This is a genomic window from Mycolicibacterium insubricum (genome assembly GCF_010731615.1).
GTDB lineage: Bacteria > Actinomycetota > Actinomycetes > Mycobacteriales > Mycobacteriaceae > Mycobacterium > Mycobacterium insubricum.
The window spans coordinates 4,535,639-4,558,121 of the sequence record NZ_AP022618.1 but is presented as its reverse complement, the minus strand read 5'-3'; the positions used below and the strand labels follow the sequence as shown (position 1 = coordinate 4,558,121).

Below are 22,483 nucleotides of genomic sequence, written 5' to 3'. Positions count from 1 at the left end.
AAGGACCGGAGAAGGGCGCAGGAATGAAGCTTGGACTGCAGCTGGGTTATTGGGGCGCGCAGCCGCCGACCAATCACGGTGAACTGGTGGCCGCGGCCGAGGCCGCCGGTTTCGATGCCGTCTTCACCGCCGAGGCGTGGGGTTCGGACGCCTACACCCCGCTGGCCTGGTGGGGTCGGGAGACCACCCGGCTGCGGCTGGGCACCTCGGTGGTGCAGCTGTCCGCGCGCACCCCGACCGCCTGCGCAATGGCCGCCCTGACCCTGGATCACCTCAGCGGTGGCCGGCACATCCTGGGCCTGGGCGTGTCCGGGCCGCAGGTGGTGGAGGGCTGGTACGGCGCGAAATTCGGCCAACCGCTGGCCCGGACCCGCGAATACATTTCCATTCTGCGCCAGGTGTGGGCGCGGCAGGCCGCGGTGACCAGCGACGGCCCGCACTATCCGCTGCCGCTGACCGGCGAGGGCGCCACCGGCCTGGGCAAACCACTCAAGTCGATCACCCACCCACTCCGCGCCGACATCCCGGTCATGCTGGGTGCGGAGGGGCCGAAGAACATCGCGATGACCGCCGAGATCGCCGACGGCTGGCTGCCGATCTTCTACTCCCCGCGGCTGGCACCGATGTACAACGAATGGCTCGACGAGGGCTTCGCCCGGGCGCCCGGCGCAGCCGCGCCGACTTCGAGATCTGCGCGACCGCGCAGGTGGTGGTCACCGACGACCGGCCCGCGGTGCTGGCCGCCATCAAACCCTTCTTGGCGCTCTACATGGGTGGCATGGGTGCCGAGGACACCAATTTCCACGCCGACGTGTACCGCCGGATGGGTTACGCCGAGGTGGTCGACGACGTCACCCGGCTGTTCCGCTCCGGCCGCAAGGACGAAGCCGCCACCGTCATCCCCGACGAACTGGTCGACGACGCCGCGATCGTCGGCAACATCGACTACGTGCGTGAGCAGATCGCGGCGTGGCAGGCGTCCGGCGTGACCATGATGGTGGTCGGCGCCAAGACCGTCGAGCAGATCAACGACCTCGCCGCGCTGATGTAACCCGTCCTTGCGCCGGGATTAGAACACGTTCTAGATTGGCGTGATGGCCGACACAGCGCCCGTATCCCGCCACGTCATCGCCCGGCACCGAACTGACCATGCCGGTGCGGGTGCGCCGGGCCCGCCAGCGCACGGCGATGTTCGCCGTCGACGCCCGGCGCGGCGCAGGCGATGATCGACTACAGCGGGCTGCGGGTGTTCCGGCTGCGTCCCGGCAAGGCCGTCGTCGTGCTGATGCTGATGCACTACACCGACTCGGATCTGGGCCAGTACTTCGAGTACGGCACCAACGTCATGGTCAACCCGCCGGGGCAGACCCTGAGCGGGCCGCGGAGGCTGGCCGAGGCCGGGGCGTTCATCCACCACCTGCCCGTCGACCAGGACTTCACCCTGGAGGCCGGGCGCACCATCTGGGGTTACCCCAAGGTCCGTGCCGCGTTCGCCGTCCGCGGCGCCGACGAGATGGCCTTCAACGTCAGCCACGACGGCCGGCTGATCGCCGATCTGGAGTTCCGGCCCGGCGTCCCGGTGCCGAATGCGGTTGCCGGCAAGCCGACCGTCTACCGCACCTATTCGCATACCGACGGGGTGACCCGGGAGACCCTCGGCGATTCGCGGGCCACCGGGGTGCGGATGCGCCCGGGCGGGGTGCGGTTGCGACTCGGCGATCACCCGTACGCCGACGAACTGCGCGCACTCGGCCTGCCCAAACGCGCCTTCCTCAGCCAGACCGCCGATAACGTCGAGATGAGTTTCGGCGACGCACAAGAGATTCCGCAGTAGGGGGAGATCAATCACATGACCGCGACCACGCTCGACATCGACCTGACCGACGGCACGTTCTACGCCGACGGCGGCGCCCGCGAAGCCTACAAGTGGATGCGGGCCAACCAGCCGGTCTTCCGGGACCGCAACGGGCTGGCCGCCGCCACCACCTACCAGGCCGTGCTCGACGCCGAACGCAACCCCGAGGTGTTCTCCTCGGCCGGCGGCATCCGCCCCGACCAGCCCGGCATGCCCTACATGATCGACATGGACGACCCGGCGCACCTGCTGCGCCGTAAACTCGTCAACTCCGGCTTCACCCGCAAGCGGGTGATGGACAAGGTGGGATCCATCGAGGCGCTGTGCGACACGCTGATCGACGCGGTCATCGAGGCCGGCGAATGCGACTACGTCCGCCAGATCGCCGCGCCGCTGCCGATGGCCGTCATCGGCGACATGCTCGGTGTGCTGCCCGCCGAGCGTGAGATGCTGCTGACCTGGTCCGACGAGCTGGTCTGCGGGCTCAGCTCGCACCTCGACGAATCCGCCATCAACAACCTGATGGCAACGTTCGCCGCCTATACCGAGTTCACCATGGGCGTCATCACCGACCGGCGCGCCAACCCGACCGACGACCTGTTCTCGGTACTGGTCAACGCCGAGGTCGACGGCCAGCGGATGAGTGACGACGAGATCGTCATGGAAACCCTGCTGATCCTGATCGGCGGCGACGAAACCACCCGGCACACGCTGTCCGGCGGCACCGCCGCGCTGCTGGCCCACCGCGATCAGTGGGAGGCGGTGCTGGCCGATCCGGAGTTGCTGCCCGGCGCCATCGAGGAGATGCTGCGCTGGACCTCACCGGTGAAGAACATGTGCCGCACCCTGACCCAGGACATCGAATTCCACGGCACCTCGCTGCGCGCGGGGGAGAAGATCATGCTGATGTTCGAGTCGGCGAACTTCGATGAGACCGTGTTCGAGGACCCGGACGATTTCCGCATCGACCGGAACCCCAACAGTCACATGGCATTCGGGTTCGGCACCCACTTCTGCATGGGCAACCAGCTGGCCCGGCTGGAACTGCGGCTGATGTTGTCGCGGGTCATCGCCCGGATGCCGGATCTGCGGCTGGCCCCGGATGCCGTCCTGCCGCTGCGCCCGGCCAACTTCGTCTCCGGTCTGGAGGCGATGCCGGTGGTGTTCACCCCGGGCACCCGGCTGGACTGACGGCGGCCGCCGGGACCGAGATCGACACCGTCGTGCCCGGCGGGCCCGCCACGGTGAACTCGCCGCCGGAGGCCAGCACCTTGGTGCGGACGGAGTCGAACCCGATGTGGCCGTCGGTGACGCTGCGCGCCAGCCGCTCGGGCGCGATGCCGACCCCGTCGTCGGAGATCTGCAGCTCGGCGCGAACACCGTTGTGCCGCAGCGTGAAATCCAGCCGCCGGGCCCGGGCGTGCTTGATCGCATTGGTGGAGAACTCCCTGGCCGCACTGTAGAGAAGATGATCGGCGGGGGTACGCAGGTCCTCGGGCCAGCCGTCGGCGTCCAGCCCGACGCGCAGGTCGCTGCGTGCGGCGATGCCGTCGGCCAGCGCGGTGATCGCGGCCCGCAGCCCGGACCGGGCCAGTACCTCCGGGTGTAGTTCACGCACGACGTCGCGCAGCAGCCGGGAGCACTCGGTCAGCGCGGATTCGACGCGGTCGCAACCCTCGGGGGATCCGTCCCGCACGTCGTCCATGTCCTGGCGCGCCACCAGCACGTACTGGAGCGCACCGTCGTGCAGGCGTTCCGAGAGCGTCTGGCGTTCCCGCTTCTCCAGGTTGATCACCTCGCGCAGCAACCGGGCGCGCTCGGCGGCCAACTCGGCGATGGTCCGCGTCCGGGACTGCTGGATCCACGACAGTGCGACCGACCCCGCGGCCAGCCCGAACACGATGGCGGTGCGGGCGAGGATCGAGGACCACGGCTCGTTCCCGTTGGCGGCCTTGTCGACCCAGCTGACGGCGAAGAAGGTGGCGACGGTGGGGACCGCGACGGCGGCGCTGACCACCGGGTCCAACTGGGCGGCGGCGATCAGCGGGACCAGGAACAATCCGTGCTGAACCACGTCGGAGGTCCAGGTGCCCGCCGAGTTGATCCCGGTGTCCATCGAGATGATCGCTGCCACAGCCAGATCCGCGCACAGCATGACCAGCGCCACCGGGCGGCGGGTGCGCCGGGACTGGTCCGCGGCGTGCAGCGCCCACAGGCTCCACACCGCGATCAAGGCCAGGTAGCCGCCGAAGATGCCCCAGTGCACGGGCCCGTTGGCATCCGGGGGCTGGGAGGCCAGCGCGGTACCGATGAACGCCGCCAACAGCAGCCGCAGCGCCAACTGCAGCAGCAGGCCGCGGAACAGGGAGGGGTCACCGGCCGGTGCGGACGGGTCTTCGTGTGCCGACATGCCCGACTCCCATCCCGCCAGAGATGGGCCGAGCCTACTTCATCTGAGCGTTACCTCATCTTGAACAGCGGCTTGCGCTTCTCCAGGAACGCGCGCGGCCCCTCCTTGGAGTCCTCCGACAGGAACACCGGGATGCCGTTTTTGGTGTCCGGGACGAAGGCCTCGTTCTCGTGCATGCCCTCGGTCTCCCGGATGGTCTTGAGGATCGCCTGCACGGCCAGCGGGCCGTTGCCGTTGATCACCTCGGCGATCTCCAACGCCTTGTCCAGGGCCGTGCCGTCGGGCACCACGTGGCCGATCAGGCCGAACTCGCGCGCCTCGGCCGCGGTGATGTGGCGTCCGGTCAGCAGCAGGTCGCAGGCGATGGTGTACGGAATCTGGCGGACCAGTCGCACCGCCGAGCCGCCCATCGGGTAGAGGCTCCACTTGGCCTCGGAGATCCCGAATTTCGCGCTTTCACCGGCCACCCGGATGTCGGTGCCCTGCAGGATCTCGGTGCCGCCGGCGATCGCCGCGCCCTCGACAGCGGCGATCAGCGGCTTGGTCAGCCGCCGGCCCTTGAGCAGGCCGTCGATCCGGGTCGGGTCGTAGCCGGCCTTGAAGGTGTCACCGGGCGCGGACTTGTCCGCGTTCTTCAGATCCATCCCCGCGCAGAACGCGCCGCCGGCCCCGGTGAGGACACAGGTGCGGATCTCCGGATCGGCGTCCACCCGGTCCCAGGCGTCCACCATGATCGCCAGCATCTCGCCGGTGAGCGCGTTGCGCCGCTCGGGCCGGTTCATGGTCACGATCAGGGTGTGTCCACGCTGTTCGACCAGGGCGTGCGGCTGAGAATCCGAAGCGGTCACCGGGAGGGTCCTTCCTGCCGAATTGACGAAAACTTGTCTGAAAATGTAACACGTTCTAATTTGTCTCTATGGCCTTGAACATCGCGGACCTTGCCGAGCACGCCATCGATGCCGTTCCGGATCGTGTTGCCGTCATCTGCGGGGACGAAGAACTGACCTTCGCCGAGTTGGAGGAGCGGGCCAACCGGTTCGCGCACTACCTCATCGACCGCGGCGTCAAGAAGGACGACAAGGTCGGCCTGTACTGCCGAAACCGCACCGAGATCGTCATCGCGATGCTCGGCGTCGTCAAGGCCGGCGCCATCGCGGTCAACGTCAACTTCCGCTACGTCGAGGCCGAGCTGCGCTACCTGTTCGACAACTCCGACATGGTCGCCCTGGTGCACGAACGCCAGTACGCCGACCGGGTCGCCGCCGTCCTGCCCGAGCTGCCCAAGCTGAAAACGGTGATCGTCGTCGAGGACGGCTCCGATCTGGACTACCGGCGTTACGGCGGTGTCGAGTTCACCGAGGCGCTGGCCGAGGGATCGCCGGAGCGCGACTTTCCCCCGCGCAGCGCCGACGACATCTACCTGCTCTACACCGGCGGCACCACCGGCTTCCCCAAGGGCGTCATGTGGCGCCACGAGGACATCTACCGGGTGCTGTTCGGCGGCACCGACTTCGCCACCGGCCAACCCCTGGCCGACGAGTACGACCTGTCCCGCCAAGCCGCGGCCAACCCGCCGATGGTGCGCTACCCGATACCGCCGATGATTCACGGCGCCACCCAGTCGGCCACCTGGATGGCACTATTCGCCGGCCAGACCACTGTCCTCACACCGGAATTCGACGCCGCCGCGGTGTGGCGCACCATCCACGACCGCAAGGTCAACCTGCTGTTCTTCACCGGCGACGCCATGGGCCGCCCGCTATTGGACGCCCTGATCGAGGCCCAGGGCGCAGACGGTCAGGACTACGACCTGTCGTCGCTGTTCCTGTTGGCCAGCACCGCCGCACTGTTCTCCACGAGCATCAAGGAGAAGTTCCTGGAGCTGCTGCCCAACCGGGTGATCACCGACTCGATCGGCTCCTCGGAGACCGGCTTCGGCGGCACCAGCATCGTCGCCAAGGGTCAGTCCCACACCGGCGGCCCGCGGGTCACCATCGACAAGAGCACCACCGTGCTCGACGACGACGGCAACGAGGTGGTGCCCGGTTCCGGGGTGCGGGGCATCATCGCCAAGCGCGGCCACATCCCCGTCGGGTACTACAAGGACGAGAAGAAGACCGCCGAGACCTTCCGCACGATCAACGGGGTGCGCTACGCGATCCCGGGGGACTATGCCACCGTCGAGGCCGACGGCTCGGTCACCATGCTGGGCCGCGGCTCGGTGTCGATCAACTCCGGCGGTGAGAAGGTTTACCCGGAAGAGGTCGAGGCCGCGCTCAAGGGCCACCCCGATGTGTTCGACGCACTGGTGGTGGGCGTGCCCGACGAGCGCTACGGACAGCACGTCGCGGCCGTCGTGCAACCCCGCGACGGGGCCGCCGTGACGCTGGCCGACCTGGACGGCTTCGTCCGTTCCGAGATCGCCGGCTACAAGGTTCCGCGCAGCCTGTGGCTGGTCGACGAGGTGAAGCGTTCCCCGGCGGGCAAACCCGACTACCGGTGGGCCAAGGAACAGACCGAGGTCCGTTCCGCCGACGAGACCAAGGCCGCCCGCTGATGCGCACCGCCCTGTGTGACAGGTTCGGCATCGAGTACCCGATCTTCGTCTTCACCCCGTCGGAGAAGGTGGCCGCCGCGGTCAGCCGCGCCGGTGGCCTCGGGGTGCTCGGCTGTGTACGGTTCAACGACGCCGAGGACCTCGACGCCGTACTGGACTGGATGGACGCCAACACCGACGGCCGGCCCTACGGCGTCGACGTCGTGATGCCGGCGAAGGTGCCCACCGAGGGCAGCGCCGTCGACATCGACAAGCTGATCCCGCAGGGGCACAAGGACTTCGTCGCCAAAACCCTCGCGGACCTCGGCGTACCTCCGCTGCCCGGAGATGCCGGTGACGGCGTGCTCGGCTGGCTGCACTCGGTGGCCCGCAGCCACGTCGAGGTGGCGCTGCGGCACCCGATCAAGCTGATCGCCAACGCGCTCGGCTCCCCGCCGGTCGACGTCATCGAGCAGGTGCACGCCGCCGGGGTTCCGGTCGCCGCACTGGCCGGCAGCGCCAAACACGCACTGCGGCATGTGGAGAACGGCGTCGACATCATCGTCGCGCAGGGGCACGAGGCCGGCGGGCACACCGGGGAGATCGGTTCCATGGTGCTGTGGCCGGAGATCGTCGACGCCGTCGGTGACACCCCGGTGCTGGCCGCCGGCGGCATCGGCACCGGCCGGCAGGTGGCCGCCGCACTGGCGCTGGGCACCCAGGGTGTCTGGATGGGCTCGGCGTTCCTCACCGCCGCCGAATACGACCTCGGGGTGCGCACCGAGTCCGGCACCACCGTGGTGCAGGAGGCCATGCTGGCCGCCACCTCCGCCGACACCGTGCGCCGGCGCGTCTACACCGGCAAGCCCGCCCGGCTGCTGCGCAGCCGCTGGACCGACGCGTGGGACGCCGACGGCGCGCCCGAGCCGCTGCCCATGCCGCTGCAGAACATCCTGGTCAGCGAGGCCCACCAGCGGATGAGCCTGGGATCGGATCCCAGCGCGGTCGCCATGCCGGTCGGCCAGATCGTCGGACGGATGAACGAGATCCGCCCGGTCGCCGACATCGTCGCCGAGCTGGTGAGTGGATTCGAGGCCGCCACCGGCCGGTTGGACACCATCCGCGACCGGTAGCCGCACCCGGCGGGGCAGGATGGACACCATGAACGGTGCCCAATCCCTGATCGAGACCCTGGTCGACAACGGCGTGGACGTCTGCTTCGCCAACCCCGGCACGTCGGAGATGCATTTCGTCGCCGCGCTGGACCGGGTGCCGGCCATGCGCGGGGTGCTCGCGCTGTTCGAGGGCGTGGCCACCGGAGCCGCGGACGGGTACGCGCGGATGACCGGGCGGCCCGCCGGGGTGCTGCTGCACCTGGGTCCCGGACTGGGCAACGGCCTGGCCAATCTGCACAACGCCCGCCGCGCACACACCCCGGTGCTGGTGATCGTCGGCGACCACGCGACCTATCACAAGCGCTTCGACGCGCCGCTGGAATCCGACATCGACGCCGTCGCACATACGGTGTCGTCCACCGTGATTCGCAGTGCAAGCCCCGACGCGGTGGCCGCCGATGCGGCCGCGGCGATCACCGCGGCCCGCGCCGGGACCGTCGCCACGCTGATCCTGCCCGCCGACGTCTCCTGGACCGACGGCGCGCAACCGGCGGTACCGGCCGCCCCGGCACCGGATCCCGGCGTGGACCGGGAGGCCGTCGCCGTGGCTGCCGCCGCGCTGCGCTCCGGCGAAGCGACCGTCATCCTGATCGGTGGCGACGCCACCTCGGAGGAGGGGCTGACCGCCGCCGCGCGGATCGCGGCGGCCACCGGCGCCCGGCTGCTGTGCGAGACCTTCCCCGCCCGGTTGCGCCGCGGCGCCGGGCTGCCCGCCCTGGACCGGCTGGCGTATCTGGCCGAGGGCGCCGAAGCGCAGCTCGCCGGCACCATCCGGTTGATCCTGGCCGGCGCCGTCTCCCCGGTCTCCTTCTTCGCCTACCCGGGCCGGCCCAGCGACCTGGTGCCCGACGGCTGCTCGGTCACCACCCTGGCCGGCCACCGCGGCGCGGCCGCCGCCCTGACGGTGCTGGCCGACGACATCGCCCCCGGTGTCGCCGCACCGGTGGCCGAGGCGGCCCGGCCCGAGCTGCCGACCGGCCCGCTGACCGCGTTGTCGGCGGCCAACGTCATCGGCGCGCTGCTGCCGGACGAGGCGATCATCGTCGACGAGGCCAACACCGCCGGGCTTGGGCTGCCGGCCGCCACCGCCGGCGCCCCGCCGCACGACGTACTGACGCTGACCGGCGGCGCCATCGGCTACGGGCTGCCCGCGGCCACCGGCGCGGCGATCGCCGCCCCCGACCGGCCGGTGCTGGCGCTGCAGGCCGACGGCTCGGCGATGTACACCATCTCCGCGCTGTGGACCCACGCCCGGGAGAACCTGAACATCACCACCGTCATCCTCAACAACGGTGCCTACGACATCCTGCGGCTGGAACTGCAACGTGTCGGCGCCACCAGCACGCACGCGCCCGGACCGAGAGCCCTGGATCTGCTCGACCTCGGCCGCCCGACACTCGATTTCGTCGAGATCGCCCGCGGCATGGGTGTTCCCGCGCGCCGCGCGATTACCGCCGACGAGCTGGCCGTCGCGCTCACCGAGGCGTTCGCCGAGCCGGGCCCGCACCTGATCGAGGCCGTGGTGCCGTCTCTACTCGGCTGATCCGACGCGGGCGGCGAGGTTGGCGGCGACCTCCTGCTGCCACAGCTCGTTGGCGTGGTTCGTGTCGACCTCCTGCTCGAACCGCTCCGTCATATCCGGGGTGACCGCGGCGGCATCGACGTAGAACTGCTGATACCAGCGGCGGTGCTGATACAGCGGCCCGTCCTCCTCGGTCAGCAACGGGTTCTCGATGCGGGTCTTGTTCCGCCAGATCGCCACGTCCTCCAGGAACCCGTCACCGAAGCTGCGGGCCAGCGTGGCCGCCAGCCTGCCGGCCTTGTCCGCCGGCAACCCCGGCATCTCCTGCACCGCCACGCCCCATTGCAGCACGAAGGAATCCTGGGTGACCGGATAGTGGCAGTTGATCAGCGCGATCTCGACGGTGAACCCGGGTCCGAGATCGTTGTGCAGCCAGTTGATCATGTAGGCGGGGCCGAAATACGTTGCCTCCGAACGCAGATAGGTTCCCTCCCAGAGGTCGCGGGTGGCGAAGTCCGGGCGCGGCTTGGATTCCATGAACTGGCTGGCGGTGTGGCCCTCGATGACGTTCTTGAAGTACGTCGGGTAGGCGTGGTGGATGTAGAAGAAGTGCGCCATGTCGACGTTGTTGTCGACGATCTCGCGGCAGTTCGACCCCTCGATGAGCACCGAATTCCATTGCCACGGCGTCCAGCGGCCCTCGGCGTAGCCGTCGATGGTCGGCGGGGTGAGTTCCGGTTCCGGGGTGGACCCCTCGGGGTCGTGCCACACCAGCAGCTGCCCGTTGACCTCGGTGGTTCCCCAGCTGCGGGTGCGGGCCAGTCGCGGGGTGCGCTTGGCGTAGGGGACGAGTTTGCACTTGCCGTCGCCGCCCCAGCGCCAGTCGTGGAACGGGCAGGCCACCTCGTCGCCCTTGATAGTGCCCTGGGATAGGTCGCCGCCCATGTGCCGGCAATAGCCGTCCAGCACGTGCACCTGGCCGTTGCTGTCGGCGAACACGACCAGCTTGGTGCCGAACGCGTTGATGGGATGCGGTGTGCCGTCGCGGAAGTCGTCGGCCAACCCGAGGCAGTGCCAGCCCCGGGCGTAGCGGGTCGGCGGTGTTCCGGTGTCGATCTCGCGGATGCCGGTCATCGCCTCGTTCCGTTCGCCATATCCATTGCCGCCAGGTGGGAGAAGACCATGGAGGTGCCGATCGGATTGCCGCCACCGGGATAGACGGTGCCACTCGGCGCGGCCATGGTGTTGCCGGCGGCGTACAGACCGGCGATGACGGCACCGTCGGTGTCGAGTACCCGGCCTGCGGTGTCGGTGCGCAGACCGCCCTTGGTGCCCAGGTCGGACACCCCGAACGCCGCGGCGTGAAACGGCGGCTGCTCAATCGGGTACAGCGGCGCCGCGCCGCCGGAGAACGCCCGGTCATACGGTTCGTCGCCGCGGCCGAAATCCTCGTCGACACCGCGGGCGGCGAACTCGTTGAACCGGGCCACGGTCTCCACCAGATTCGCCGGTGGCACACCGATTTTCCCGGCAAGCTCCGCCAGCGTGTCCGCGGTGACCCACAAGCCCGCGTCGATGTAGCGCTGCGGATCGACCATCGACACGTTGGTGGCTTTGACCGGCGGAACACCGGCCGCGTTGTCCCCGGAGGAGTCGTAGACCATCCAGTACGGCAGCGTCACCGAACCGTCGTCGATCGCCGCGAGCACCGCGCGGCCCAACCGGTCGTAGGCCGCGGACTCGTTGGCGAACCGGCGCCCGTCGTCGTCGACGAAGATGCCGCCGACAAACCACAGCGCGAACGCCGACCGGCCGTCGGGATGGGTCAGCCCCGGCGACCACCAGGCCTGGTCCATCAGGTCGGTGTCGGCCCCGGCTGCCATCCCGGCCAGATGTGCAAGACCCTGATTCCCCCACGGCCCCATGGTGTCCCGGGAGGAGCCTGGCACCCCGAACCGCTCCCGCAGCTCGTCGTTGCGCTCGAAGCCACCGGCGGCCAGCAGCACACCGCGGCGCGTCCGGATCGCGCGGCGCATCCCCGCGTGCTCGACGACGGCGCCGATCACCCGGTGATCCTCGACCACCAGCTCCACCAGCGCGGTGTCCAGGCGCGCCGAGAACCCCGGGTACGCCCGGGCAGCCAGCAGGAATCGGGCGATCAGCGCTCGGCCGCCGACGAAGTAGTTCTCGGGCACTGCGGCGCCGAGCCGGTCGACGTCCAGCGGCCCGCGTACCAGCTCCCGCAGGTCCGGGGCCGCCGAGACCCGCAGCGGTTTGGCCGAGATGTGGCGCATGCCGTCGCCGCGGGCCTTGGGCGCGGCGCCGAAATAGTCCGGCCAGGGCAGCAATTGGAACTTGAGTTGCTCGTCGTCCTCCAGATAGGCGATCAGCGGCGCGCCGGCGCGCACGTAGGTCTCCTGCAGGTCGGCCGGGGTGCGGTCACCGACGACGGCGCGGTAGTACTCCAGCGCATCCTCGACGGTGTCGTCGGTGCCGGCGCGCACCAGTACCGGGTTGACCGGGAACCACATGCCGCCACCGGCGGAGTACGCCGTGGTGCCGCCGAACCGGTCGGTGGCCTCGACCAGGATGACCGACAGGCCCTCCCGGGCGGCGGTGTAGGCACCGGTGACCCCGCCCGCGCCGGAACCGGCCACCAGCACATCGGTCTCTTCATCCCAATCAGGCATCGCTGTTCTTTCCGTGGTGAACCCGGCCGTGGCGGGTGAATTCGGCGTCGAGGTCGGTGCAGTCGGTCCCGCTCATCCGATGGTAGGTCGGATGTCCGCGGCCCACCCACCGATACACCGGATCCTGTGTGTGCCAGCGCTGCGCCTGCAGGTCGCGCTTGAGCACCTTGTTCGAACCGGTGACCGGAAGCCGCCGGGACAGCCTGATGAACCGCGGAATTCCCTTGGCGCCCAGGTCGTCCTGGGTCACCAGGTAGTCCGCGAAGGCACCGATGTCGAAGGCGTCGGGGTCGGTCACCTCCAGGGCTGCCATCACCTGGTCCCCCGAGCGCGGGTCGGGCACCCCGTACACCCCGGCGGCCACCACCTCGCGATGGCGCCGCAGCACCCGCTCGATGACCAGCGCCGAGATGTTCTCCCCGTCCACCCGGATCCAGTCGCCGCGGCGGCCGGCGAAGTACAGGAACCCGGCCTCATCGACATAGCCGAGGTCGCCGCTCCAGTACCAGCCGTTGCGCACCCGGTCGGCGTCGGCCTCGTCGTTGCGGTAGTAGCCCTCGAAGCCCGAGGAACCGCGCTTGTCGACGATCTCGCCGATCGCCTCGTCGGGGTTTCTCACCCGGCCGTGGGCATCGGTCACCGCGCGCGGGCAGTCCCGGCAGGTGGCGGGATCGACGATCGCCACGTCGTCGTGTGCGGGGCGGCCCAGCGCCCCCGGCGGCGCCTGCGGGTCGGGGGTCGCCACCGCACCGCCCTCGCTGGACCCGTAGCCCTCAAACAGTCTCGCGCCGAACCGACGGGCGAACTCGGCCTGGTCCTCCGGGGACGCCTCGGTGCCGAAGCCGCGGTTGAGCGGATTGTCCGCGTCGTCGGGACGCTCGGGGGTGGCCAGCAGATAGCCCAGCGCCTTGCCGACGTAGGTGAAATACGTGGCGCCGAAAAACCTTACGTCGGACAGAAATCCGGATGCCGAGAACGACGGCGTCAGGCACACCGCGGCACCGTTGGCCAGCGCCGGGGCCCACAGCGCCATGATGGCGTTGCCGTGGAACAGCGGCATGCAGCAGTAGTCGACATCGTCGCGGACGTGCCCGAACTTCTCGGTGGCGGCGTAGGCGATGGCGGCGAGCCGCCCCTGGCTGCACCGCACCGCCTTGGACGCCCCGGTGGTGCCCGAGGTGAACAGCAGCAGCATCAGCGTGCCCGGCCCCACCCCGGGCGCGACGGCGGGCGCGACGCGGTGGGCGGCCACCGCGTCGCGGTAGGGCTCCTCGTCGACCACCAGGAACCGGTCGGCACCCAGGTCCAGGTCCAGGTCCAGCCCGGCCAGCCGGGCCCGGCCGGCGGCGTCGGTGACGATCAGCTGGCAGTCGGTGTGGGCGATCTCGGCGGCCATCTCGGCGTTGCCGCGGGTCGGATTGATACCGACGACGGTGGCCCCGGCCAGCGCCGCCGCGCCGAGCCACAGCGGGTAGTCGGCCACATTGGGCAGCAGCACCCCGATGTGGAACGGTCCCTCGCGGCGCAGGCTCTGCGCCAGTGCACCGCGGGCCGCCGACTCGCGGACCACCTCGTCCCAGGTCCAGGCCCGCTCCCGGGTTCGCAGCCCGAGCCGCTGATCGCCCAGGCGGTCCAGCAGCATGGTCGCGATATCACGGCGTTGCTCAGGCATCGGCGGTTGCGGCGGCTTTGCTGGCGATCTGGTCGAGGTACTTCTGCGGCAACTCGTCGTGGCTGAGCTTGGTGACGCTGACCGGCCCGGTCTGGTAGGCGTCCTCGCCGACGATCAGCCCGTCGGCGTCGATCGGCCAGACGATCAGTTGCCGGAACAACACCAGGTATGCGGCGTCGGGGTCGTCGACGTCGATGCCGATGCCCTGCGCGGCCGCACCCGGGTAGATCATCTTCATCCAGCCCTCGGTCATCACCACATCGTCGTCGACCGCGATCCGATCGATCTCGAACACCAGCACATTGGCGCCGCTGTCCACGAACGCCGTGTAGTACGCACGGACGCCCTCGGTGGTTTTGGGCCCCAGATCGGTGCCGGCGAACCAGAAGTGGTACTCGGGGTTCGGGCTCAGCGTCGCCATGAGCCGCTCCATCTCCGGCTCGGCCTCGGCCTTCATATGCTCGATGACGATGCCGAGCATCTGGCGGTGCCGCGCATCGGTGGTCCGGGCCAGTCGTTCCTCCACGGGCACCCAGGTCTGGGTGGGGTCGATGATCGCCACGTGCGGACTCCCTTGATCTCGTGTGGTTGGTGTCGGCGGTTCGCGGGGGCTGGGCGAACCTCCCGACCATCATCGGCGGGGCCGGGTGCCCGCCGCAGCCGACGGGAGTCGCCGGAATGACGGTCGGGGACCGACGGATGTCGGGTGGTCACGGCAAATCGTCGGCGGCCAGCGCAGCCGCGGACAGCGAGATGCGACGGACCATCAGCGTCAGGGTGGCGGTGAACCGGTCCATCGGATCGTCGAAGTCCCAGCCCATCCGCTCGCTCAGGTGCGCCAGCCGGGCCGCCACGGTGCTGTGGTGCACGTGCATTTCCTCGGCGGTGCGGCGCAGCGTCCCGAACACGCAGAACGCCTCGACGGTGCTGACGTCCAGCGCCCCGGCGCCGGTGGCGGCGATCTCGTTTATCCGGGCGATGTCGCGGTTGGCGGCGATCCGCTCGGCCGGCAACCGCGCCAACAGCTCCAGCACGCCGAGCCGTTCGTAGGCGATGACGTGGCGGCCATAGCCGGTCGAGGAGGCGAACCGCAGCGCTCCCAGCGCCTCGCTCCAGGACTTCGGCGCAGCAAAAATCCCTGTCTCCGAACCGATCCCCACCCACGAACCACGATCACCGGGACGCGTCCGCGGGGCCGGATAGGCGGTGGCAATCGCCGCCTCGATGGCGTCGCCGAGCGGCCGGGCCGCCGGACCGCCTTGGTATAACACCGCGACCGTGCGGCCGAGCGTCGCGGTGGCGACGCGTCCGCCGGACAGCGCACCGAGGACCAGACGGAGGGTCGCCCGCACATCGGCCGAGACTGCCAGCACCCGAACGTCCCGGGATTCGTCGAAGCCGAGCAGCCGGATGGCTCGACCCCGGTCCACCCGGTCCTCCTTGCCGGAGATGACGACCTCGACCAGTGCCGGGTCGCCGAGATGCGGTACCGCGGCGCGGCGCGCCAGCAGGCGGCTCAGCCGGTCGGCGACGAGTTCGTCGAGTGGGTGGGCGGGACTGCGGCGTTCCAACCGCGCGATTCCGGCATCCACCACCACCGGACAGCCCGCGAGTTCGGCGACGGCGGCGAGGATGTCCTCGGTGCCACGGCCGCCGTCGGCCAGGGCATCGAAGTACCGGAGGACGGTCAGTACCGATCCCGGGTCCGAACCGAGTTCCGCGAGCCGCGGCCGTCCGGTCATGGGCGCGGTATCCGGTGGACCGGGTCTGCGCAATCGGTGGCTTCGGCGGACAGTTCGCGCTTGAGGATCTTGAAGGTCTCGGTTCGCGGCAGTCCTGCCGAGATCCGGACGTAGCGCGGCCACTGCTTCGGGCCGAGATCGGGTTGTGTGGAGAGGAATTCGGTGAAGTCCGCGAGGTCGAAGGCGGTGGGTTCGGCCGGCACCAGCGCGGCCATCACCTGATCGCCGACCAGCGGATCGGGTATCGGGTAGACGGCGACCTCGGTGAGCCCCGGATAGCGCAGCAGGACGGCCTCGATGGGGGCGGTCCCCAGGTTCTCGCCGTCGACCCGCAACCAGTCGCCGAGCCGCCCGGCGAAGTACGCGTACCCGTCGTCGTCCCGGTACGCCAGGTCGCCGGTGTGGTACACGCCGCCGGCCATCCGGGCGGCGTCGGCGCCGGGATCGTTGTAGTAGCCGCGGAACTGGCCCGCGCCGGCGGTGTTGACCAGCTCGCCGACCACGCCGGGCGGGCACGACGCGCCGGTGTCCGGCTCGACGATGTCGATGCCCTCGGGCAGTGGCCCGAGCGCGCCGACCGGGGTGTCCGGTGTGCGGGCGATGGACACCCCGCCCTCGCTGGACCCGAAACCGTCGACGACGGTGACCGCGAACCGGGCCGCGAAACGGTCCAGATCCCTTGCCGCACCCTCGTTTCCGTACACGATCCGCAGCGGGTTGTCGGCGTCGTCGGGGGCCTCGGAGGTGGCCAGGATGTAGGACAGCGGCTTGCCGACGTAGTTGGCGTAGGTCGCGCCGAACCGGCGGACATCGGGCAGGAAGCCCGACGCGGAGAACTTCCGGCGCAACGCGACGGATGCGCCGGCGGCGACCGCGGGGGCCCAGCCGGCCATGATGGCGTTGGAGTGGAACAGCGGCATGGACAGATAGCAGACGTCGGCGCGGCCCAGGTCGAACCGCTGTGCCAGCATCACCCCGGGCACCGCCACCTTCTCGTGGGTGCAGCGCACTGCCTTGGGGTCACCGCTGGTGCCGGAGGTGAAAATCAGGATGAACAGGTCGTCGGGATCGGGGTCGCCGAACACCACCGGCGCGCCGCGGTGGGTGTCCAGTTCCGCGGCGAATTCGGCTGATTCCACATCGATGGACCCGATGCCGGACTCTGGGTCACTGTGATCGGCCAGGACGAACTGGCAGTCGGCGTGGTCGACGTCGCGCTGCAGGGCCGCGCCGCGGCGGGTCGGGTTCAGCCCGACGGGCACGATCCCCGACAGTGCGGCGGCCACCAGCACCCGGGAGAAGAACTCGGTGTTGCCGGCCAGGATCCCGACGTGCGGGGGTCGGGCGGGGTCCAGCCGGGACCGCAGCGCCGCGGCCAGCGCGGCCCCGTCGCGAATGTGGTTGCGCCAACTGACGAAGGACACCGCACCCGAATCGACGGCCCAGTAGATTCCGGCGTCGTCGACGTCGGCCAGTGGTTCCAGCAGTCGGGTGACGGTCACCGGTTACACCGGGGTGTCCGCCAGTTCGCGGCCGATGGCCAGCAGCTGCCCGGTCGCACCGCCCAGACCGAACTCGGTTTGCTTGGCGAACAGGAAGTACCGGTGGATCGGATGGTCCTCGTCGATCCCGACGCCGCCGTGCACGTGCACCGCGGTGTGGGCGACCCGGTGCCCGGCCTCGGCGGCCCAGAAGGCCGCCGAGGCGATGTCGACATCGGCGGTGCTGTAGACGGCCTGGGTCAGCGTCAGGCGCAGACCCTTGACGTCGATGTAGCCGTCGGCGAGGCGCTGGGCGACGGCCTGGAAGCTGCCGATGGGCCGGTCGAACTGCTCGCGCTCGGCGGCATAGGACGCGGTGAGCTCCAGCGCCCGCTCCAGCACCCCGAGCTGATAGGCGCTGTAGCCCAACAGGGTCCGGGCGCGCAGCCAGTCGAGGGCGCCGTCGCCGAGGCGCCGGTCGGCGCCGACGGACACGCCGTCGAGCTTCAGGTGCGCAACGTTGCCCTTGCCGGTGGTGTCCAGCGGGGTGACCGTCAGTCCGGGCGCATCGGCGTCGACGAGATAAACGGCTGTCCCGGAATCGGTTTCGGCGGGCACCAGGATCGCGTCGGCGACCCGGGCGTAGTTGACCTGGGTGCGGGTTCCGGTCAGCAGCACACCGTCGTCGCCGGTGGCGGCCCGTACCGGGCCGGCGCCCATCTCGGGCGTGAGCGCGACGGTGAGGATCTTCGTCCCGGCGACGGCCGGGGCCGCCCACTCGGCGGCCAGTGCGGGCGAACCGAATTCGGCGATGGCGCCGGCGGCCAGCAGTACCGATTCCAGGTAGGGGACCGCGGCCAGCTGGCGGCCCAGCGCGGTGGCGATCGCGGCGGCTTCCTCGATGCCGTAACCGCCGCCGCCGATGCTCTCCGGCGCGGCGGCCGAGAGCACGTCGGCGGTGATCAGCTTGTCCCACAGGGCGCGGTCGAAACGCTGGCCGGCCCGGTCGAGCTCACGCTGGTGTTCGTTGGTGCACACCGATTCGGTGATGGTGGCGACCAGCCCGCCCAGATCGGTGGCCGCTTCGGAGGTGGTGAAATCCATGGGTATCGTTGGCCTTTCGGGTTACCGGTTGGCTCGGGGGAGACCGAGTGCGACCATGCCGATGATGTCGCGCTGAATTTCGTTGGTGCCGCCGCCGAAGGTCAGGATCAGCGCGGAGCGGTGCATACGCTCGATGCGGCCGCGCAGCAGGGCGCCGGGGGTGCCGGTGCGCAGGGTGGCCGAACTGCCGAGCACTTCCATCAGCAGCCGGTAGGCCTCGGTGGCCAGTTCGGTGCCGAACACCTTGGCCGCCGACGCGTCGGCGGGCGACGGGGAGCCCGCCGCCGAGGCCAGTTCCCAGTTGATCAGCTTGAGCACCTCGGCCTTGGCGTGCACCCGCGCCAGGTTCAGCTGCACCCATTCGGAGTCGATCACCCGGTTGCCCCGGGCGTCGCGGGTGTTTTGCGCCCATTCGCGCACCCCGTCGAGTGCCACGTAGATCGGCTGCGCCGAAACCAGCGCCACCCGTTCGTGATTGAGCTGGTTGGTGACCAGCTTCCAGCCGCCGTTCTCCTCGCCGACCAGCGCCGAGGTCGGCACCCGCACGTCGGAGTAGTAGGTGGCCGAGGTGTCCACCCCGCTCATGGTGTGCACCGGGGTCCAGGAGAAGCCCTCGGCGGTCGTCGGCACGATCAGCATGGAGATCCCGCGGTGTTTCTTGGCTTCGGGGTTGGTGCGCACCGCCAGCCACACGTAGTCGGCGTAGGCGATCAGCGAGGTCCACATCTTCTGCCCGTTGATCACGTAGTCGTCGCCGTCGCGGACCGCGGCGGTGCGCAGCGACGCCAGGTCGGTCCCGGCCTCGGGTTCGGAGTAGCCGATGGAGAAGTGCAGATCGCCGGCGGCGATGCGGGGCAGGAAGAACTTCTTCTGGTCTTCGGTGCCGAACGCCATGATGGTCGGCGCGACGGAGTTGATGGTCAGAAACGGCACCGGGACTGCTGCGATGGCCGCCTCGTCGGTGAAGATCAGCGCGTCCATCGGGTCACGGCCGGCGCCGCCGTACTGGGTCGGCCAGTTCAGCGTCAGGTAGCCGTCGCGCCCCATCTGGGCGACCGTCTCGCGATAGACGTTTCCGCGGCCCATCTCCCCGTCGCCCGACGCCAGCGCCTCGGCCCGCTCGGGGGTCATCAGTCTGGTGAAGTATGCGCGCAGCTCGCGCCGCAATTCTTCCTGCTCGGGGGTGTAGCCGATCCGCATCCGTTGCGTCCTTGCCTCGTCGCTGTCTCGGGTCCGCCCACGTCGAATCGGGCGCCCGAACTTCCCCCAGGTTGTAACACGTTCTAGTCTGAGGCGTCTAGACACACCGCGGGTTGCCGCCGGTCCAGTGGAAGGAGTTCTGTCATGCGTGTGCACGTCGACCGTGATCGCTGCGAGGGTAATGCGATCTGCGTGGGTATCGCACCGGACCTGTTCGAACTCGACGACGACGACTACGCGGTGGTGCTGATCGACCCGGTGCCGGCCGACGCGGAGGAACGCGCCGAGCGGGCCATCGCCGACTGCCCCCGCGCCGCCCTGAGCCGCCAAGACTAGAGCCGAGAAGACTAGAGGTATTCGTAAATGAGTTCTACCGCTGATCTGTCGGGCCGGGTCGCCGTCGTCACCGGCGCCGCAGCCGGCTTGGGCCGTGCCGAGGCGATCGGGTTGGCCGCCTCCGGCGCGACCGTCGTCGTCAACGACATGGCCGGAGCGCTGGACGCCTCCGACGTGCTGGCCGAGATCGCCGCCGCCGGTGCCACCGGGGTGGCCGTGGCCGGGGACATCTCCCAGCGCGCCACCGCCGACGAGCTGGTGGCCACCGCCGACCGGCTCGGTGGGCTGAACATCGTGGTCAACAACGCCGGTATCACCCGGGACCGGATGCTGTTCAACATGTCCGACGAGGACTTCGACGCGGTGATCGCGGTGCACCTGCGCGGGCATTTCCTGCTGACCCGCAATGCCGCGACCTACTGGCGGGACAAGGCCAAGACCGACGGTGGCGTGTACGGCCGGCTGATCAACACCTCCTCGGAGGCGGCGATGGCCGGCCCGCCCGGCCAGGCCAACTACGCCGCCGCCAAGGCGGGCATCACCGCGCTGACCCTGTCGGCGGCCCGCGGCCTGAGTCGCTACGGGGTGCGGGCCAACGCCATCGCGCCGCGGGCGCGCACCGCGATGACCGCCGACGTGTTCGGCGAGGAACCGGACCTGCCCGCCGGTGAGCTCGACCCGCTGTCCCCCGAACACGTCGTGGAACTCGTCCGCTATCTAGCCTCGCCGGCCTCCGATGCCGTTAACGCGCAGCTGTTCGTGGTCTACGGGCCGCAGGTCGCGATGATCGCCGCCCCGACGGTGGCCGGGCGGTTCGCCGCCGCCGGTAGCGGCTGGGCTCCCGGGGAACTCGCCGGGGCATTCGCCGACTACTTTGCTGAACACGATCCGGCGGATTGCTTCTCGGTAATGGGGCTGCTGGAGGAGTGAGTCGGCAGCGCGTTTCGGGCCGCTGGCGCAGCGCCATGGAACGTGTTCTAATCAGGAGCTATTTCACGTCGTGAACTGGACAAATATGTCGGTAGGCCACTAATTTTGAGTGCTTTGACTTCGGAAAGTACGGCTGGTTAGTATGATCCGCTCACGGAGGCTCCGCTCGACGGGGGCGAAGGTAGCTGCCGGGTCCGAGAAGGGATGGCGAGGTTGCTCGAACAGCTGACCGTCCCGGCGCGGGCCGTGGGCGGCTTCATGGAGATGTCCCTGGAGACGCTGCGTGAGACCTTTCGCCGGCCCTTCCATTTCCGGGAGTTCCTCGACCAGACCTGGATGATCGCCCGGGTTTCCCTGGTCCCGACGCTGCTGGTGGCGATCCCGTTCACCGTGCTGGTCGCCTTCACCCTCAACATCCTGCTGCGGGAGATCGGCGCGGCGGACCTGTCCGGCGCGGGCACAGCATTCGGCACCATCACCCAGCTGGGCCCGGTGGTCACCGTGCTGGTGGTCGCCGGCGCCGGCGCCACGGCCATCTGCGCGGACCTGGGTGCGCGCACCATCCGCGAGGAAATCGACGCCATGCGGGTGCTGGGCATCAACCCGATCCACCGGCTGGTGGTGCCCCGCGTGCTGGCGTCGACCTTCGTCGCGCTGTTGCTCAACGGGCTGGTCTGCGCGATCGGCCTGGCCGGCGGCTACGTCTTCTCGGTGTTCCTGCAGGGCGTCAATCCGGGATCGTTCATCAACGGCCTGACCATCCTGACCGGCCTCGGCGAGCTGGTGCTCGCGGAGGTCAAGGCGCTGCTGTTCGGCATGGTGGCCGGGCTGGTCGGCTGCTACCGGGGCCTGACCGTGCAGGGCGGGCCCAAGGGCGTGGGCAATGCCGTCAACGAGACCGTGGTCTACGCCTTCATCTGCCTGTTCGTCATCAACGTCATCATGACCGCCATCGGTGTGCGGGTGCTGGCGCGATGAGTACCTTCGGCGACTTCGACGCGACGCTGAAGCTGCGGCGCGCGCTGGCCTGGCTGCCGCGCGGGTACGACAGCTTCGGCGAGCAGGCCCTGTTCTACGGCGAGACCTTCCGGTACGTCCCCAACGCGCTGACCCGATACCGCCGCGAAACCATCCGGCTGATCGCCGAGATGACCATGGGCACCGGGGCGCTGGCCATCATCGGCGGCACCGTCGGGGTGGCCGCGTTCCTGACCCTGGCCTCCGGCGGCGTGATCGCCGTGCAGGGCTTCGCCTCCCTGGGCAATATCGGCATCGAGGCGCTGACCGGCTTCCTGTCGGCCTTCCTCAACGTGCGCATCGTCGCCCCGGTGGTCGCCGGCATCGCGCTGGCCGCCACCATCGGGGCGGGTACCACCGCGCAGCTGGGCGCCATGCGGGTGGCCGAGGAGATCGACGCCGTCGAGGCGATGGCCGTGCACGCGGTGTCCTACCTGGTGTCGACCCGGCTGATGGCCGGCCTGATCGCCATCATCCCGCTGTACTCACTGTCGGTGCTGGCCTCGTTCTTCGCCGCCCGGTTCACCACGGTATTCATCAACAACTAGTCCTCGGGCCTGTACGACCACTACTTCAACACCTTCCTGATCTCCACCGACCTGCTGTGGTCGTTCCTGCAGGCGATCGTCATGTCGCTGGCGGTGATGCTGGTGCACACCTACTACGGGTACAACGCCTCCGGCGGCCCGGTCGGCGTCGGCATCGCCGTCGGCAAGGCGGTGCGCACCTCGCTGGTGGTGGTCGTGGTCATCACCCTGCTCATCTCACTCGCCGTCTACGGCGGGTCCGGCAACTTCAACCTGGCCGGCTGAT

General features: G+C 69.7%; 17 protein-coding genes and 3 pseudogenes. 10 read left to right on the top strand and 10 right to left on the bottom strand.

What is annotated here, in order from left to right:
* Positions 1-23: 23 nt before the first annotated feature.
* From G6N16_RS21420 to G6N16_RS21410, 3 genes and pseudogenes are all read left to right on the top strand, one after another.
* Positions 24-1,051: pseudogene (locus tag G6N16_RS21420) on the top strand (LLM class F420-dependent oxidoreductase).
* A gap of 43 nt (positions 1,052-1,094) precedes the next feature.
* Positions 1,095-1,834 (top strand): annotated as a pseudogene (locus tag G6N16_RS21415) (acetoacetate decarboxylase family protein).
* Between the two features lie 15 nt (positions 1,835-1,849).
* A complete protein-coding gene (locus G6N16_RS21410; RefSeq protein ID WP_083033440.1) occupies positions 1,850-3,046 on the top strand; it encodes a cytochrome P450 in 1,197 nt (398 codons plus the stop codon).
* Here the strand turns inward: G6N16_RS21410 and G6N16_RS22020 are convergent.
* The gene (locus G6N16_RS22020; protein WP_083033438.1) at positions 3,021-4,265 is read right to left on the bottom strand and encodes a sensor histidine kinase; all 1,245 of its coding nucleotides are present in this window, start codon (positions 4,263-4,265) and stop codon (positions 3,021-3,023) included. The two genes, G6N16_RS21410 and G6N16_RS22020, sit on opposite strands and share 26 nt — an antisense overlap.
* A gap of 50 nt (positions 4,266-4,315) precedes the next feature.
* Entirely contained in the window at positions 4,316-5,113 is a 798-nt protein-coding gene (locus tag G6N16_RS21400; RefSeq protein WP_083033436.1) for a crotonase/enoyl-CoA hydratase family protein, read from the bottom strand.
* A 68-nt stretch (positions 5,114-5,181) separates the two neighbouring features.
* On the opposite strand from G6N16_RS21400, the gene G6N16_RS21395 reads away from it, so the two are divergent.
* From G6N16_RS21395 to G6N16_RS21385, 3 genes are read left to right on the top strand one after another with little or no spacing between them, the layout of a single operon-like run.
* A complete protein-coding gene (locus G6N16_RS21395) occupies positions 5,182-6,822 on the top strand; it encodes a medium/long-chain-fatty-acid--CoA/3-oxocholest-4-en-26-oate--CoA ligase (RefSeq protein WP_083033435.1) in 1,641 nt (546 codons plus the stop codon).
* A complete protein-coding gene (locus tag G6N16_RS21390) occupies positions 6,822-7,934 on the top strand; it encodes an NAD(P)H-dependent flavin oxidoreductase (protein ID WP_083033433.1) in 1,113 nt (370 codons plus the stop codon). The genes G6N16_RS21395 and G6N16_RS21390 overlap by 1 nt, the downstream gene beginning before the upstream one ends.
* 28 nt (positions 7,935-7,962) lie before the next feature.
* Complete coding sequence (locus G6N16_RS21385; RefSeq protein ID WP_083033444.1) at positions 7,963-9,519, top strand: acetolactate synthase large subunit; 1,557 nt, start codon at positions 7,963-7,965, stop codon at positions 9,517-9,519.
* Here G6N16_RS21385 and G6N16_RS21380 read toward each other — a convergent pair.
* From G6N16_RS21380 to G6N16_RS21345, 8 genes are all read right to left on the bottom strand, one after another.
* Positions 9,508-10,632, bottom strand: a complete 1,125-nt coding sequence (locus G6N16_RS21380) for a 3-ketosteroid-9-alpha-monooxygenase, oxygenase component (protein WP_083033431.1) — start codon at positions 10,630-10,632, stop codon at positions 9,508-9,510. The genes G6N16_RS21385 and G6N16_RS21380 overlap by 12 nt on opposite strands.
* Positions 10,629-12,188, bottom strand: coding sequence for an FAD-binding protein (locus tag G6N16_RS21375; RefSeq protein ID WP_083033430.1), 1,560 nt, complete (start codon positions 12,186-12,188; stop codon positions 10,629-10,631). The genes G6N16_RS21380 and G6N16_RS21375 overlap by 4 nt, the downstream gene beginning before the upstream one ends.
* The gene (locus G6N16_RS21370) at positions 12,181-13,860 is read right to left on the bottom strand and encodes a steroid-22-oyl-CoA synthetase (protein WP_163787942.1); all 1,680 of its coding nucleotides are present in this window, start codon (positions 13,858-13,860) and stop codon (positions 12,181-12,183) included. Before G6N16_RS21370 ends, G6N16_RS21375 begins: the two co-directional genes overlap by 8 nt.
* The gene (locus G6N16_RS21365) at positions 13,853-14,422 is read right to left on the bottom strand and encodes a nuclear transport factor 2 family protein (protein ID WP_083033427.1); all 570 of its coding nucleotides are present in this window, start codon (positions 14,420-14,422) and stop codon (positions 13,853-13,855) included. The genes G6N16_RS21370 and G6N16_RS21365 overlap by 8 nt, the downstream gene beginning before the upstream one ends.
* Before the next feature lie 148 nt (positions 14,423-14,570).
* Entirely contained in the window at positions 14,571-15,602 is a 1,032-nt protein-coding gene (locus tag G6N16_RS21360) for a PucR family transcriptional regulator (protein ID WP_083033425.1), read from the bottom strand.
* Positions 15,599-17,104, bottom strand: a complete 1,506-nt coding sequence (gene fadD17, locus G6N16_RS21355; protein WP_083033423.1) for a long-chain-fatty-acid--CoA ligase FadD17 — start codon at positions 17,102-17,104, stop codon at positions 15,599-15,601. Before fadD17 ends, G6N16_RS21360 begins: the two co-directional genes overlap by 4 nt.
* Positions 17,105-17,107: 3 nt before the next feature.
* Positions 17,108-18,187 (bottom strand): acyl-CoA dehydrogenase family protein, encoded by a 1,080-nt coding sequence (locus G6N16_RS21350; protein ID WP_083033422.1) that lies wholly within the window; start codon positions 18,185-18,187, stop codon positions 17,108-17,110.
* Between the two features lie 21 nt (positions 18,188-18,208).
* Positions 18,209-19,387: an acyl-CoA dehydrogenase family protein gene (locus G6N16_RS21345; RefSeq protein WP_163787941.1), complete on the bottom strand. Its 1,179-nt coding sequence runs from the start codon at positions 19,385-19,387 to the stop codon at positions 18,209-18,211.
* A 144-nt stretch (positions 19,388-19,531) separates the two neighbouring features.
* On the opposite strand from G6N16_RS21345, the gene G6N16_RS21340 reads away from it, so the two are divergent.
* The 4 genes and pseudogenes from G6N16_RS21340 to G6N16_RS21325 all read left to right on the top strand — a co-directional run bounded on the left by G6N16_RS21340 (position 19,532) and on the right by G6N16_RS21325 (position 22,482).
* The gene (locus tag G6N16_RS21340; protein WP_083032066.1) at positions 19,532-19,723 is read left to right on the top strand and encodes a ferredoxin; all 192 of its coding nucleotides are present in this window, start codon (positions 19,532-19,534) and stop codon (positions 19,721-19,723) included.
* A gap of 27 nt (positions 19,724-19,750) precedes the next feature.
* Positions 19,751-20,653 carry a 3-oxoacyl-ACP reductase gene (locus tag G6N16_RS21335; protein ID WP_083032067.1) on the top strand — a complete coding sequence of 301 codons (903 nt, stop codon included), beginning with the start codon at positions 19,751-19,753 and terminating at the stop codon, positions 20,651-20,653.
* 213 nt (positions 20,654-20,866) lie between these two features.
* Positions 20,867-21,631, top strand: coding sequence for an MlaE family ABC transporter permease (locus G6N16_RS21330; RefSeq protein WP_083032110.1), 765 nt, complete (start codon positions 20,867-20,869; stop codon positions 21,629-21,631).
* A pseudogene (locus G6N16_RS21325) lies at positions 21,628-22,482 on the top strand (MlaE family ABC transporter permease). The gene G6N16_RS21330 and the pseudogene G6N16_RS21325 overlap by 4 nt, the downstream one beginning before the upstream one ends.
* The last annotated feature ends 1 nt before the right edge of the window (position 22,483 follow it).

Bases quoted from the DNA above. Each gene is read 5' to 3' on its own strand.
- G6N16_RS21380 (WP_083033431.1), bottom strand. From the start codon at position 10,632: ATGACCGGCATCCGCGAGATCGACACCGGAACACCGCCGACCCGCTAC.
- G6N16_RS21390 (WP_083033433.1), top strand. From the start codon at position 6,822: ATGCGCACCGCCCTGTGTGACAGGTTCGGCATCGAGTACCCGATCTTC.
- G6N16_RS21345 (WP_163787941.1), bottom strand. From the start codon at position 19,387: ATGCGGATCGGCTACACCCCCGAGCAGGAAGAATTGCGGCGCGAGCTG.
- G6N16_RS21360 (WP_083033425.1), bottom strand. From the start codon at position 15,602: ATGACCGGACGGCCGCGGCTCGCGGAACTCGGTTCGGACCCGGGATCG.
- G6N16_RS21410 (WP_083033440.1), top strand. From the start codon at position 1,850: ATGACCGCGACCACGCTCGACATCGACCTGACCGACGGCACGTTCTAC.
- G6N16_RS21395 (WP_083033435.1), top strand. From the start codon at position 5,182: ATGGCCTTGAACATCGCGGACCTTGCCGAGCACGCCATCGATGCCGTT.
- G6N16_RS21350 (WP_083033422.1), bottom strand. From the start codon at position 18,187: ATGGATTTCACCACCTCCGAAGCGGCCACCGATCTGGGCGGGCTGGTC.
- G6N16_RS21375 (WP_083033430.1), bottom strand. From the start codon at position 12,188: ATGCCTGATTGGGATGAAGAGACCGATGTGCTGGTGGCCGGTTCCGGC.
- G6N16_RS21370 (WP_163787942.1), bottom strand. From the start codon at position 13,860: ATGCCTGAGCAACGCCGTGATATCGCGACCATGCTGCTGGACCGCCTG.
- G6N16_RS21335 (WP_083032067.1), top strand. From the start codon at position 19,751: ATGAGTTCTACCGCTGATCTGTCGGGCCGGGTCGCCGTCGTCACCGGC.
- G6N16_RS22020 (WP_083033438.1), bottom strand. From the start codon at position 4,265: ATGTCGGCACACGAAGACCCGTCCGCACCGGCCGGTGACCCCTCCCTG.
- G6N16_RS21385 (WP_083033444.1), top strand. From the start codon at position 7,963: ATGAACGGTGCCCAATCCCTGATCGAGACCCTGGTCGACAACGGCGTG.
- G6N16_RS21340 (WP_083032066.1), top strand. From the start codon at position 19,532: ATGCGTGTGCACGTCGACCGTGATCGCTGCGAGGGTAATGCGATCTGC.